This is a genomic window from Rhizobium sp. P28RR-XV, from assembly GCF_012641385.1.
Lineage (GTDB): Bacteria > Pseudomonadota > Alphaproteobacteria > Rhizobiales > Rhizobiaceae > Rhizobium.
This window is the reverse complement of the sequence record NZ_JABAIG010000011.1, coordinates 297,190-310,294: the sequence shown is the minus strand read 5'-3', so window position 1 is coordinate 310,294 and position 13,105 is coordinate 297,190. Positions and strand designations below refer to the sequence as shown.

The following is a 13,105-nucleotide window of genomic DNA, read 5'->3' as shown; positions in this document are numbered from 1 at the left end:
CCGGCATCGTCACGCGGATGCGCTCAGTCTTCCCAGGAGACGTTGGTCAACACGTTCGACGGGATGGGCTCGTTCTCCCAGAGACCCTTCAGCTTCTTGTCCCAGACGCCGAGCTTCGGCATGACGAAGAGAAAGAGGGCGGGCACGTCCTCGGCAAGAATAGCCTGCGCCTCGCCGTAGAGCTTGTTCTGCTCGGCCGCATCGGCGGTAAGCTGGATCTTCTTCATCAGCGCGTTGAAATCAGGGTTCTTGTAGTTGAAGTAATAGGGCTCGCGTGAATAGATATCGATATCCAGCGGCTCGGCATGGGCAACGATGGTCATCTCGTAGTTGCGGCCGCTGAAAACGTCCTGCACCCATTTCGCCGGAAATTCCGTCGGCTCGATATTCATCGTCACGCCGATATCGGCAAACATCGCCTGCATCACCTGCGCGCTGCGCGGCGCATAGGCCATCTGCGGCGTCTTGATGGTGAAGGTAAAGCCGTTCGGGTAGCCGGCTTCGGCAAGCAGGGCCTTGGCCTTGGCGGCATCGTAGGGCAGCGTACCGGTCAGGTCCTTGTAGCCGGGGTCGTTCGGCGTGTAGTGGCTGCCGATCGCGGTCCCCAGGCCGGACCATGCACCCTCGATGATCGTCTTACGGTCGAGCGCCATCATCAGGGCCTGGCGCACGCGCTTGTCGTCGAAGGGCTTGCGCGTGTTGTTCATGCCGGCCACAACCTTCAGCTCGGTGTTGCCGATCTTGGTCGTCAGCCTTGGGTCGCCCTCGAAGGAATTCATGAGCTCCGGCGCGGCGAATTCCGGAAAGGCGTCGAGATCGCCGGCCTTCAGCGCCGCGGCTTCAGCCTGTGGGTCGGAAATGAAGCGGAAGGTCACCTTCTCGAGTTTCACATCGACCGACTTGTTCCAGTAGTCCGGGTTCTTGACGAGGTCGACATGATCGCCCTTGGCCCAGGCGGAGAATTTGAACGGGCCGGTGCCAACCGGCGCCGTCTTGTCGTTGGTGGAGGATTTCGGCCCGACCATCACCGAGCTCGGCCAGCCAAGCCAGTAGAGCAGGCTGCCGGTCGGCGAGGAAAGATGCAGGACAAGCGTTTCCGCATCCGGCGTGTCGATCGAGACGATGGTGGCGAAGAAGCGCTTTTGCGGATTGACGGATTGGGCGCCGCGGGCGCGATCGAGCGTGAATTTGGCGGCCGCCGAATCGAAGACTTGGCCGTCATGGAATTTCACCCCGGTCTGCAGCTTGAATGTATATGTCAGGCCGTCAGGCGAAATCTCCCAGCTCTTTGCGAGCTGCGGCACGATCTTGCCGCCGTCGTCGATGGCGACCAACCCCTCGAAGATATTCTGCCACGTAACCTGGCCGATCGCGACGGGGGCGGCGATTGTCGGATCGAGCCCCGTCGGCTCGACGCTCATGCCGAGATTGAGCGTCGTCTTGGCGGCTTGCGCTTGGCTCAGGCCTAGCATCAACAGTCCGGCAGAAAATGCCGCACCATAGGCGAGGCGCCGCGCGAAATCGCCGAGGCTCGGGCATAAAAACGTGGTCATCTCAGTTCCCTTGCTTTTGCCCGCAAGCCGGCTTCCCTCCGGCATGCGGTTTTTTCAGGATAGTGTCATCTCGCAAGCGCACACACAATTCCGAAAGTGTGTGCTCGGTGTAGCCGATATCGCTACACTGGATTTCCTTAATGATGATGGTTCGATCAATCCTGCCTCCCCTTGGCAGTCAGATGCTGGCGCATGAAGCGCTCGATGAAATCAAGCAGTTTGCCGGCGGCAAAGGAAAGCTGACGGTCGGGCGCGACGCAGAGATCGATCGGCGTTCTCACTCCCTTACCATCAGCGAGGGGCAAGGCAACAAGCTGGCCTGCCGCGATCTCCCGCTGCACCGTCAGCGCCGGCAGCATGGTGATCGCAGCGCCACGCAGAACCAGCTCCTTCTGCATTTCCAGCGATCCGGTCTCGAACACGGGATCGAGCGTCAATCCCTCGCGCTCGAACAGCGCGTCGAAGGCTTGTCTTGCGCCGAAAGCGCGGTCGGGAACGGCAAGCGCGTGCATGGCGATTTCAGCAACGGAGACCTCATTGCCGTCCGCCAGCGGATGCAAGGCGGCGGCAATCACGTCATAGACGAGTTCGGCGCGCAGGCGCACCTTGGTTCCGGAAAGCGGCGGCGCAAACAGCGTCACCGCCATGTCGGCTTCGGCATTGCTGACGGCTTCGATGGCGTCGCGTGCACTGGTGATGGTCACCTCGAAGCGAAGCCTCGGATAGCGCAGGCTGAATTCGGCGAGCGCAGGCGCGAGGATGTTGGCGACGGCGGCGCCGCTGGCATAGATGCTGACCCGGCCGCGCTGGAGGCCTTTCAGGTCCTCGATCAGCTGGTGCACATGCTCGAGTTCGCGCAGTGTCCGGCCGGCGCGGGCGGCCAAGAGTTCGCCGGCGGCGGTCAGCTTGACACCGCGTGCACTGCGCTCGACCAGCTGCGTGCCGAAGTGGTGTTCAAGATTCTCGATCTGGCGGCTGATGGCTGTCGGCGCCACATTCAGGTTTTCGGCGGCCTGACGCATCGAGCTGGTGCGCACCAGCTCATCGAAATAGATTAGCGCCCGGATCTGCATGCGCGAAATCTCCGGCTAGGCAACAGCATTGGCGAAAAGATCCCGCCAAGCGGGCTGCGTGCCCTCGATCGGCAGCGCCGTCGCCTCATAGACGCCGCGAGCGATCGCGCGCGCCATGACGATGGTCGCGAGGTGGCAAAGCTCCATGAAGCTTGGCATGTCGTCGCGGGCGTGCCTGCCGGTGGATGCGGCAAAGACGGTATCGCCGTCCAGCGGCAGATGCGTCGGCAAAAGCGCCCGGGCAAAGCCGTCGTGAGCGCAGATGGACAGGCGATGCGCTTCCGCCTTGGTCAGTTGAGCATCGGTGACGACAGCGCCGATGGTCGTGGCGGTGATGTTGGTGCCCTTCAAACGCAGGCGCGAATCGATCACCTGCGGCATGCCGAGACCGCCGAATTCGCCATTCTCCTCGAAGGGGGCCGCCCAGAAATGCGGGCCGTCGCCGATAGTGGCGGAGCCGAGCGCATTGACGGCGACGATGGCGGCGATCCTGTATCCCTTGCTGCTGACGGCGCTCGCCGAACCGAGCCCGCCCTTGGCCGTCGCCGTCGTGGCGCCCGTTCCGGCGCCGATGGTGCCGAGCGCGAAGGAACCTTTGCTGGCCGCCTTGAAGGCCGCATAGCCGAGGTCGCGATAGGGCGAATGCAGCCCCCAATCCTTGTTGCCGCCATTGATGAGGTCGAAGAGGATTGCTTCTGGTACGATCGGCACGAGCACATCGCCGACCTTGAGACCGCGGCCGACTTCCCTCAAGCCCGCCTGCACGCCGCCGGCGGCATCGAGCCCGAAGGCCGAGCCGCCCGAAAGCACGAGCCCATCCACCGCGCCGACCGTCATCGCAGGGTCCAGCAATGCCGTATCCCGCCCGCCCGGAGCGCCGCCGAGAACGGTGCAGGAGGCAACGGCCGGCTCATCGAAGATGATGGCGGTGACGCCGGAGCCAAGCGGGAGATCGGTGGCATGACCGACGGCGACGCCTTCGACATCGGTCAGAAGATTGAGATGAGCAGCCAATGAAAAATCCTTCGCCATTCAATGCGCGAGGTCGTCATGGCGATAGGACCGCAAAGAGGGTGAAAACACAAGATGGGTTTGTCTGAGTGGGGAGGAGGTGTGGGGCCGACCCTCGTGGTTCGAGGCTCCGGCTTTCAGCCTGCGCGCCTCACCATGAGGGCGGGGAGAATGTAGAGATGCGGCGAAAAGCCTATGCGCCGGCTTGGTGCGAAAGACCAGCCCTCACGGTGAAGAGGCCCATAAGGCCGTCTCGAACCACGAGGGCGGGTGATTGGATTGGGTAAAAGCGGAGGCGAGCCGATCCATCAAACATGGATCGGCTTGGCCTGCTGGCGGGAGAGGAGATCGCGGATCGCAAGCTTCACTTCGTCCGCGTTTCTGAAACGCTGCTCGTCCAGATCATGGACATGATATTTGACAGCGATAAACTTGAGCCGATCCTGGTCGGGAACGACGATGCCGACGGGAACGCCGGCGTATTCGATAACTTGCTTCTTCATAAATAGACTCCCACTGCGCACTCACGCGCAGATATGGCGAATTGACTGTTTGATTCCGGTGGGAGGACGAACGTCACATTCGACAGCGCGGGCGGGAGAGTGCGCCCGAGCGGTCATTGCCAAGCACGGACCGCCGAAGGATCGAAGCGATGACTTTAATATTCAGCATGTCACTTCCTCAGTTGGCGTTGTACTTGCTGGAACTCCGATGACGGAGCACCGCGGTTCCGGTGAACTATTATCTACTATATTAGTGGATAATAGTGATTTCATCTTCAGAAACATATTCCGAAAGATGTCAAAATATCGACGATCAGGGAAATAAAATTCCGAGCCTGGCGGGTTGCGGGGAAGGTTGTGTTAAATGCCTTCGCACTGCTACCCGTGTCGGCATGGCTCGCCGATCACCGACAGACAGATAGGAACTGGCGCGAGATTCGACAATGCCCCTGCGGCATTAAAATTCACGCGCCACTAAAACACCTCAATGGTTAACGGCGCCCCAGGGCGCATCAAAATCCGTCTGCGAGCGCCGTTTCGAGGGCTTTCACGAAGAAATGGGCGCTTTCCGGCGCAAGGCAGAGCGGCGGCTTGATCTTCAACACATTCAGGTGATCGCCGGTCGGCTGCATGATGACCCCGAGGTCGAGCAGGCGCTCGCAGATCGCAGCCGTTTCTTCCGTGGCCGGCGTCAGTGCCTCCCTGTCACGGACGAATTCCACGCCGAGATAAAGCCCCGTGCCGTGGACAGCGCCGATCAGCGGGAAACGATCCATCAAAGCGATCAGCCCCGCCTTCAGCCGGTCGCCGACGACGCGGACGTTTTCCTGCAGGTTCTCGTCCTTGAGGACATCGAGAACGGTCAGGCCGACAATGCAGCTGACCGGACTGCCGCCGGCGGAGGAGAAGAAATAGCCTTCCTTCTCCAGCGAATCGGCAATCTCGCGACGGGTAATGACGGCGCCGAGCGGATGGCCGTTGCCCATGCCCTTGGCAATGGTGATGATATCAGGCACGACACCTTGCGTTTCGAAGCCCCAGAAGTGCTCGCCTAGCCGCCCATAGCCAACCTGTACTTCGTCGGCGATGCAAAGGCCGCCGCGCTGCCGGACGGCATCATAAACGCCGGCAAGATAGCCATGCGGCAATGCGATACCGCCGGCATTGCCGTAGACCGATTCCGCGATGAAGCCGGCGAGGCCGTCGCCCTTGTCGTCGATTGCTTTCAGTTTTGCCTCGACGTCGTTGAGGTAGCCTTGCGCGGAATCGGGGCCGCGGAATGGGCCGCGATAGGTATTGGGCGACAGGACGGGATGTACCCAGTCCGGTCGTGTCGTCAGCGCCTGCGGATTGTCGGCAATCGAGGTGGAGACCGCGTCGCTCGCGACAGTCCAGCCGTGATAGGCCTCCAGCAGGCAGAGCATGTTCCTCTTGGCCGTGTGCGCCCAGGCGAGGCGGATCGCGAGATCGTTTGCTTCCGAGCCGCTGTTGACGAGGAAGACACAGTCGAGCCCTTCCGGAGCGAGCATCGCCAGCCGCTCGGAAAATTCGGCGACGGCGGCATAATGGAAGCGGGAGTTGGTGTTGAGCCGCGACCACTGTTGCGCGATCGCCCCCGTCAGCCGCGGATGAGCGTGGCCAAGGATCGTCACGTTGTTGACCATGTCGAGGTAGCAGCGCCCCTGCGTGTCGAACAGGAATTCGCGCCAGCCGCGTTCGATCTGCGGCGGAAGCTCGTAATAGTGCTTCTGCGGCTTGGCGAAGCGGGCATCGCGCAATGACAGCAGTGCGGACGCATCCGGTCGTTGCGCTTCGCTGGCGGCGTTGAGAAGGGCTGCGGGCGAAGGGCAGATTGCCGACCAGCCATCCACCTGATCCGCAGCCGCAAAAAGCGGCGGTACGAGATTGGGCACGCGGCAAAGCTGCACGCGCAATCCTCCGATCGCCGAACCCTCGCTGCCGATCGTGCCGACCGTCGCGCCCTGTTCGATGGCAGCTCCATCCTCGAGAGCGCTTTCGACGCCGTCCAGATGAAGGCTGATGTCTTCGCCGGCGAGCACGAGGTGGTGCCCCTGCCGCTGCAGAAGGCCGGAAAAGGGGGCCGCAACTGTAGCGCCGGCCGGCAGGCAGATATCGCAATGCAGGGCGAAACTCTGCGGCGGCGCTATGTTGAGCGGAGCGGCGAGCGAGAGACGGAATTCGCCGTAGCGCGTTGCCGCCGCGCCTGATGTCATTGCCGTCTGGGCAAGCAGCCGCCAATCCATGTCGGGCTTTTGCCAGTTGCCGTCGGCGAAATCCGGCCCGGTGACGGAAAGATCGATCGCGGCGATCTGCGAGGGATCGATGTCAGGCAACAGCGGCGACCAGCTTTCCGTGGCGATCGGGGCGACGCCGAAGCCGATCGTCCGCAGGATTGCGGCTTCCATCACGTCCGGCTGCGCGCCGGTCGCGACATCGAAGATCTCGCGTTCGAAATCCAGGTTGCCGCGCACATAGTCATTGTCCGGGTCGATGGCGAGCTGCTGTTCGGTGCTGGCGGCGAGGATGACGGCGCGTGCAACGATCAGCGGCCACAGCGCCTTGGCCTCGACCTCTTCCAGCGGATAAATGGCATGATAGGCCTTGATGGCGGGAAGGATATGGAAGGGGTTGCCTTCGGCATGATGCAGCAGGGATGCGCAGGTCACAGCAAGATCGCCCACCAGCCAGCCCTGAATGATATCGCCGAAATCGATGACGCCGTCAGGCACAAGCTGCCCATGCGTGTCGGGATGGCTGACGACATTGTCGTCGGTGACGTCGTGATGCACGGGCTGGACGCGTAGATCGCCGGCAAGCGGCTGGATGCGCTTGACGGCGGCCACCATCGCCTTGGCGATGCGGTCGCGCGCTTCATGGTCGGTGATGGCCGACAGGAGCTGAACCGCCACGGGTCCTGCGCGGCGCAGGTCCCATTGCAGGCTTCGGTGAAGGCCGGGATGATCGAAATCGGCGAGATCGCGGGCAAGCCGGGCCGACAGCGCGCCAAGGCCGGCGGCTGAAGCCGGCGGCAGATGCTTGCGCCGCGTCAGCGTCTGGCCGGGTAGAAAGCCGAGCAGCCGGACGAGATAATCCTGCTCTCGGAGGGTGATGGTCAGGATGTCGCGGCCATTCAGCGCCGGCACGATCTCGGGCACACGCGGAGAATCCGGTTTGGCATGCAGGTGGCGGATAGCGGCATTCTGCGCCTCGAGCTCGACCAGCTCGTATTCGGCCCGGCAAATCTTCAGCACATAGGCATTGTCGCCGGCATCGATGCGGTAGTTGCGGTCCTGCTGGCTGCCGAGTTCTGTCAGTGTCCCGCTCAAGCCGTAATGCGCATACAGGATTTCCGCTGCTTCCTCCGGCGTCACGTCCGGTCTCGGCAGTTGCATACGATTCACAAGCGCGGCGTCGGCCATGGCATCCCCCCGGACGGTTCATTTGCATCGACACTAAACCATTCCATCTTAAAGAAAATTACCCAAAACAGATAGGGTGGTCGCGCAATGAGCGGAAAGATAGGCCGCCGAATGCAGCCGGCCAGGCATGATCGCCTACTCGACCTCGATGGAATAGCTGCAACCGGCCAACGTCTTGCCCGGATGAGCCTCATCGGTCGAGACGTTCAATGAGATGCGGGTGTGCAGCACGGTATCGGAATTTTCCTGCTGGTCCTTACGCGACAGGATTTCCCTTTCTCCGAGGAACTTGTTCGGCCGGTCGACCGCCGCCGTCACGCCGAGCTGTTTCGCCAGGGGATGCGGATCGGCTTCGTCGATCACGGCGAGTGGCCCGGTAGAGGCGAAGGCAACCCTGTTAGTCTGCCGTCCGAAGACGGTCACCGGCGCTGAAAGCTGGAATTCCCGCAGAAAGGGATTGTCTGACGGCAGCTCGCTGGTGCCGAACAGCTTCATCGCCTTGGCGCTTTCCGGCCCGGTCAGCCACATAGCAAATTCGTTGTAGCTCGGTACGTCATAGGTCGTGCATTCGATCAGCTTGGCAAGATCAATCTTGGAAGGGTCCTGTTCCGCCGTTTCGGCATGGGATGCCGGCGCAGATAGCAGAAACGCCGCGAGCAGCAGCGTTCCATGGCGATGGAATGACATGTCCTCTCTTCTCCTTGATCTCCGGAACGATTCGATACCGGCGGTATCAAATCGTGCTTCGGGGTAAAAAGAAAAGGGAGCCAGCTGCGATTGCGCGCTCGCGCCTCATCCCATCCTTTCGGAGGCGTATGATCCCGGGCTTGCCGGGAAGACGACGGTGCGGTTGCCGTTGAGGAAGGTGCGGAAGTGGATATGTGCGTGGATGGCACGGGCCAGCACCTGGCTCTCGACGTCGCGGCCGATCGAGACGTAATCCTCGGCCGACTGCGCATGCGTGATGCGGGCCGTGTCCTGCTCGATGATCGGACCCTCGTCGAGATCGGCGGTGACGTAATGCGCCGTCGCCCCGATCAGCTTCACGCCGCGCTCATAGGCCTGCTTATAAGGATTGGCGCCCTTGAAGGACGGCAGGAAGGAGTGATGGATGTTGATGATGCGGCCCGACATCTTCTGGCACATCGAGTCCGACAGGATCTGCATGTAGCGGGCCAGCACGATCAGCTCGGTGCCGGTCTGCTCGACCACGTCCATGATCCTGGCTTCGGCCTCCGGCTTGTTGGCCTTGGTCACCGGAATATGATGGAAGGGGATGTCGTGGTTGACGACGACTTTCTGGTAGTCGAAATGGTTGGAGACGACGCCGACGATGTCGATCGGCAATGCGCCGATCTTCCAGCGGTAGAGCAGGTCGTTGAGGCAATGGCCGAAGCGCGACACCATCAAGAGCACCTTCATGCGCTTCTTGGCATCGTGGATATCTGAAACCATGGCGAACTTTGCCGCGATCGGCTTGAAGCCTTCCGCCAGGGCGGCTTCGCCCACCCCTTCCTCGGAGATGAAGGAGACGCGCATGAAGAACATGCCGGTATCGAGGTCGTCGAACTGGCTGGAATCGACGATGTTGCAGCCCTGCTCGGCCAGATAATTCGAGATCGCCGCCACAATCCCGCGCGTCGACTTGCACGCTACTGTCAGTACATAGCTCGTCATGTCTCTTCCCTCGTAAAACGGCTTAATCTTCGCCGCTCGCTTATCGCAATCAGCCGGCAGGGAAAAGTGTCCCCGATCCAAACGTGGGCAAAGCTTATGACAGGCGGCGGAAAATTCCGTTCCCATTGCGCCGTCCAGCCGCGTATCCCCGTCGTCCCGAGAGAAGACGACGCGAATCTGATAGGGAACGCGAATTTGATAGGACGACAATCAAGCGGCGACTGCGCGCTTCCTTCTCCATTTTCGCCAGCGGCTGGGTGTCGTCAGCTCGTGGACGATGGCGCCGCCGATCGCCGAGCAGACGATGCAGCCGGTGACGAAGATCGGCGCATTTGCCAGAATGTCGAAATTCAGGTGGACGCAAACGACACGCAGCAATGCGAGCGTGAAGGCGTGGGTGATATAGATGCTGTAGGAGGCATCCCCCAGATAATTCAGCGTGGCAATGACCGGGAGCTTCGAGAAGTCGATAGAGACGGCCGAATACAGGATAACGACGGCCGGGATGCCCCACATGTAGGCGCGCATGCTGGCGTCGCAGAGCGTTTCGTTGATGAGCAGGAACGAGAATCCCATCACCAGCGCCGGCCAGGCAACGGCCTGCGGCAGGAGGATCTTGTCGAGATAGAGCTTGGCGAGAAGCACGCCCGCCAGAAATTCGTAGATGATCGGATCGCTATAGAATTTGGCGGCGGTCATATCGCCAGGGAGAACGCGACAGACGATGATGATCGCGGTCATCGCGGCAAACAGCGCGGCAAAGCGCCATTTTTCGCGCACGAGCAGCAGCAGGCCGAAGACGAGATAGAAGAACATCTCGTAGTTCAGCGTCCATCCCGGCACGACGACGGGAACGGTCAGCGTCGGATCGGCCGGATTGCGCCAGGGAAGGAAGAAGAGGGAAGCAATAAAGTGCGGAAGATCGAAGACTGTCGACTTCAGCAAGGTCGGCGCCACCAGCGCCACGCTTGCCGCAAACAGGGTCGCCAGCCAATAGAGCGGGACGATGCGCTGGATGCGGCGTCGGTAGAAATCCAGCGGGCGGATTTCGCGGCCGGCCGTGGTTAGCCACATGACGAAGCCGCTGAGCACGAAGAATATGTCGACGCCGGTCTCGCCGAAGAGATGGAAAACCGTCTGGAAGCCGGGATCGACCTTCGGCACCTGCAGCACCGAATGAAAATAGACGACCATGAGTGCAGCGATGGCACGCAGATACTGCAGCTGAACAAGCATCCCGATCCTCACGCAGCCGATGCCGACATGATGTCTGGTCAGCCCGGCACTCTGCTTTCGTTTAGGGTCTCCGACTGCGCCCGAACGGCGCGCGGTTTGTCGGAAACACGCATGTAACCGACGAGCAGCCAGAGCAGTCCGGCGATCTTGATGGAAAAGATTGCCGTACCGCCGATCATCATATTCAGAAAAATGAAAAGAGAGAGTGAATGCGCGCAGCGTCTTTGCGCCGCCGTCCTTCCCGCGGGATAGAGGCAGACGAAGAGCCAGAAGACGATCAGGCCGAAAATCGTCGATGCGTAGATGAGATAGACATAGCCGCTGTCGGCGAATTCGCCGATACGCGAGATCGACAGGCCAAGCATGGACTGGATATCGAGCTCCAGCATCTTCTTGATCGTGACCCCGACGCGCCCGGTGAAATTGTCGCCGACCTCCCCCGGTTTCATGAAGTGCACGAAGAAGCCGACCAGGATGATGACCGGCATCAGGATAAGGCTGAAACCCTTCGGGATCTTCGGAAACAGAAAGTATCCAGCGATGCTGACACAGGAGAAGATCAGCATCGTGCGGGTGTCGTTGGTGAGCAGGATCAGCAGCACCGTGGAGATGAACAGGGCTTTTTCGAGCAGGGCGAGCTTCGGCCAGAAGGAGAGCAGGTAGATGACGATGACGCCGCAGAAGTTGGCGAGCGACACCTGCTCCAGGAAGATCGAGGACGAGCGGTGATCGATGAGGCCGAATGAGAAGCGGCCCTGGAAACCGAGTGCGTTGGCAAAGAGGCCGGTCGAATTGAAGCTCGCCTGCTTGATCCCTCGCGTATTCTCGAAATATTCGCCGGGATGGAACAGGCTGACATAAAAGGGCGTGCTGACGACTTCGCAAACGAGGAACAGCAGCACGGCCGCGCAGGCGATCCGGAAGGCAAGCCTGACCGTTCGCTCGCTCGCCCAGCTGCCGATGCCGGCAAAGCAGAAGATGATCAGGATGTTGCGGAACTGGTCGATGAAGGTCAGGCGATTGAAGACGGTGATGTAGATCGTGATGACGAGCGTGAAGACGAGAAAAAGGACGATCGGCAGATCTTCCTCGTAGATTCCCTTCTTCAGAATGAAAGCCACGCTGGAGATCATCATCAGGCCCTCGCAGAGCACGACATGCGAGACCGAAAGCGGCATGATGTTGTGATTGATATAGGCGAGGATGCAATTGTAGAGCACCGAAAACAGCGTGATCGCCAGGATCGGATAATCGACGCGCTGTTTGTCGGTAAGGCTTCTCATCTGTTGTCCGGGCTGCCGAATCCTTTGGCCGGCGCAAAGATAGCAGTCTCATGAGTCGCGGCAAAGCGCCAACCGCTCGCCCCGCTGCAGGCTCTCGACGTCGATCAGCCAGCCGGCTTCACGGCCGCGCAGCTCGGCGCCAGGGGCGCCTTCTTGCCGACTGCGGTCGTGATCGTCTTCATTTGCGGCCGGTCCTTGCCGTTGCGCGGCTGCACGTTCAATGGTTCCTCCGCCGGCCACCATTCGCCCGCGGCCCAATAGCTCCAGCCGAGCCACGCGTCGCTGTTGTCCGCCATGATGCCGAAGACGGCCTTCAGCCCATCGAGGCAGGGTTGGCTGCCGGGCACGCCGAATTCGCCGAGAAAGCCGCGCTTGCCGTTCTTGCGCAGCCACTCCGTGACATCGAGCAATCCCCTTTGCGCGCTGTCGCTGCCCTCGCATGCAGTATGTGTGCCGGAGCTGTCCGCATCGAGATACTGATGGAATTCGAAGGCGTAGAAATCGAGCGGGTCCTTGATGCCGAGCATGACCGTGCCATTGGCACCGCCGCCCAGAACGTCGGCGGACCAGCTATGCGCGCCTGTCCAGTTCGTGCCGGGTACGAGGATGAGGTTGCGCGCGCCGACCGTGCGGATGCTGCGGATAGCCGCATTGGCCGCTTCCAGCCAGTCGGGCGCCTTGATGTCGTGCGGCTCGTTCATCAGGCCGAAGAGGACGCCCTTCCGGTTGGCGAATTCGATGGCGAGCCGCGCCCAGAAGTCGCCGAAGGCAAGGTCTGTCGCTGGTGCCTGCGTCAGCTGGGTCTTGTCGTAGTAGCCGAAATTGTGCGGATCGAGGAGCACGGCCATGCCGTGCTTCTGGACGAGATCGACGGCATCCTTCAGCCGCTGCAGCTCCGCGCCGTCGAAAGGTTGGCCCAGCACCGGCTGCAGGCGCTCCCAGCGGAAAGGCAGGCGCACGATATTCATGCCCTTGTTCGCGAAATAGCGTACGGTCTCTTCCGAAGGATATGTATAGTTGGCGCCGAGCACCCCGTCGCGGTCGCCATACTCGGCACCGGAAAGATTGATGCCGCGATAGCAGAGCTGCGAGGCCGCAAAGCCGTCATCGGCTTGCGCGGCAAAGGAAGCAATGGCCACTGTCGCGGCAAGCGCGCGATGCAGCAGTCTCGTCATCGGTCCCGTCATTGCAGGCTCCTGTTTCAGCGGCGAAGGCGCTGTTTTCATAAGGCTGGTCGCGTTGAACAATGATGAATGAAAAGGCGCTGTCGTTGCCGCTGTCCCGACTTCCTCCGAGTGTCCTTAATGTTCCGTTAGCCAAACATTTCTA

Annotated in this window: 10 protein-coding genes; all 10 read right to left on the bottom strand. The window is 61.0% G+C overall.

Going from position 1 to position 13,105, the window contains the following annotated elements:
* Positions 1–23: 23 nt before the first annotated feature.
* Positions 24–1,553, bottom strand: a complete 1,530-nt coding sequence (locus tag HGP12_RS24440; protein ID WP_168841384.1) for an ABC transporter substrate-binding protein — start codon at positions 1,551–1,553, stop codon at positions 24–26.
* A 155-nt stretch (positions 1,554–1,708) separates the two neighbouring features.
* Complete coding sequence (locus HGP12_RS24435) at positions 1,709–2,626, bottom strand: LysR substrate-binding domain-containing protein (RefSeq protein WP_168841383.1); 918 nt, start codon at positions 2,624–2,626, stop codon at positions 1,709–1,711.
* A 15-nt stretch (positions 2,627–2,641) separates the two neighbouring features.
* Positions 2,642–3,658, bottom strand: coding sequence for a P1 family peptidase (locus HGP12_RS24430; RefSeq protein ID WP_409526848.1), 1,017 nt, complete (start codon positions 3,656–3,658; stop codon positions 2,642–2,644).
* A 287-nt stretch (positions 3,659–3,945) separates the two neighbouring features.
* Positions 3,946–4,140: a hypothetical protein gene (locus HGP12_RS24425; protein ID WP_112511403.1), complete on the bottom strand. Its 195-nt coding sequence runs from the start codon at positions 4,138–4,140 to the stop codon at positions 3,946–3,948.
* A gap of 512 nt (positions 4,141–4,652) precedes the next feature.
* Positions 4,653–7,580 carry an aminotransferase gene (locus tag HGP12_RS24420; RefSeq protein WP_168841381.1) on the bottom strand — a complete coding sequence of 976 codons (2,928 nt, stop codon included), beginning with the start codon at positions 7,578–7,580 and terminating at the stop codon, positions 4,653–4,655.
* Positions 7,581–7,715: 135 nt separating this feature from the next.
* Entirely contained in the window at positions 7,716–8,267 is a 552-nt protein-coding gene (locus HGP12_RS24415; RefSeq protein ID WP_168841380.1) for a hypothetical protein, read from the bottom strand.
* A gap of 105 nt (positions 8,268–8,372) precedes the next feature.
* Complete coding sequence (gene purU / locus HGP12_RS24410) at positions 8,373–9,257, bottom strand: formyltetrahydrofolate deformylase (RefSeq protein ID WP_168841379.1); 885 nt, start codon at positions 9,255–9,257, stop codon at positions 8,373–8,375.
* A gap of 210 nt (positions 9,258–9,467) precedes the next feature.
* The gene (locus tag HGP12_RS24405) at positions 9,468–10,493 is read right to left on the bottom strand and encodes an acyltransferase (protein WP_168841378.1); all 1,026 of its coding nucleotides are present in this window, start codon (positions 10,491–10,493) and stop codon (positions 9,468–9,470) included.
* A 38-nt stretch (positions 10,494–10,531) separates the two neighbouring features.
* Positions 10,532–11,776, bottom strand: coding sequence for a hypothetical protein (locus HGP12_RS24400; RefSeq protein ID WP_168841377.1), 1,245 nt, complete (start codon positions 11,774–11,776; stop codon positions 10,532–10,534).
* 104 nt (positions 11,777–11,880) lie between these two features.
* Entirely contained in the window at positions 11,881–12,963 is a 1,083-nt protein-coding gene (locus tag HGP12_RS24395; RefSeq protein ID WP_168841376.1) for a glycoside hydrolase family 5 protein, read from the bottom strand.
* Positions 12,964–13,105: the final 142 nt, after the last annotated feature.

Coding starts and splice junctions, on each gene's coding strand:
- HGP12_RS24440 (WP_168841384.1), bottom strand. CDS start 1,553: ATGACCACGTTTTTATGCCCGAGCCTCGGCGATTTCGCGCGGCGCCTC.
- HGP12_RS24425 (WP_112511403.1), bottom strand. CDS start 4,140: ATGAAGAAGCAAGTTATCGAATACGCCGGCGTTCCCGTCGGCATCGTC.
- HGP12_RS24415 (WP_168841380.1), bottom strand. CDS start 8,267: ATGTCATTCCATCGCCATGGAACGCTGCTGCTCGCGGCGTTTCTGCTA.
- HGP12_RS24420 (WP_168841381.1), bottom strand. CDS start 7,580: ATGGCCGACGCCGCGCTTGTGAATCGTATGCAACTGCCGAGACCGGAC.
- HGP12_RS24435 (WP_168841383.1), bottom strand. CDS start 2,626: ATGCAGATCCGGGCGCTAATCTATTTCGATGAGCTGGTGCGCACCAGC.
- HGP12_RS24430 (WP_409526848.1), bottom strand. CDS start 3,658: ATGGCGAAGGATTTTTCATTGGCTGCTCATCTCAATCTTCTGACCGAT.
- HGP12_RS24400 (WP_168841377.1), bottom strand. CDS start 11,776: ATGAGAAGCCTTACCGACAAACAGCGCGTCGATTATCCGATCCTGGCG.
- purU (WP_168841379.1), bottom strand. CDS start 9,257: ATGACGAGCTATGTACTGACAGTAGCGTGCAAGTCGACGCGCGGGATT.
- HGP12_RS24405 (WP_168841378.1), bottom strand. CDS start 10,493: ATGCTTGTTCAGCTGCAGTATCTGCGTGCCATCGCTGCACTCATGGTC.
- HGP12_RS24395 (WP_168841376.1), bottom strand. CDS start 12,963: ATGACGGGACCGATGACGAGACTGCTGCATCGCGCGCTTGCCGCGACA.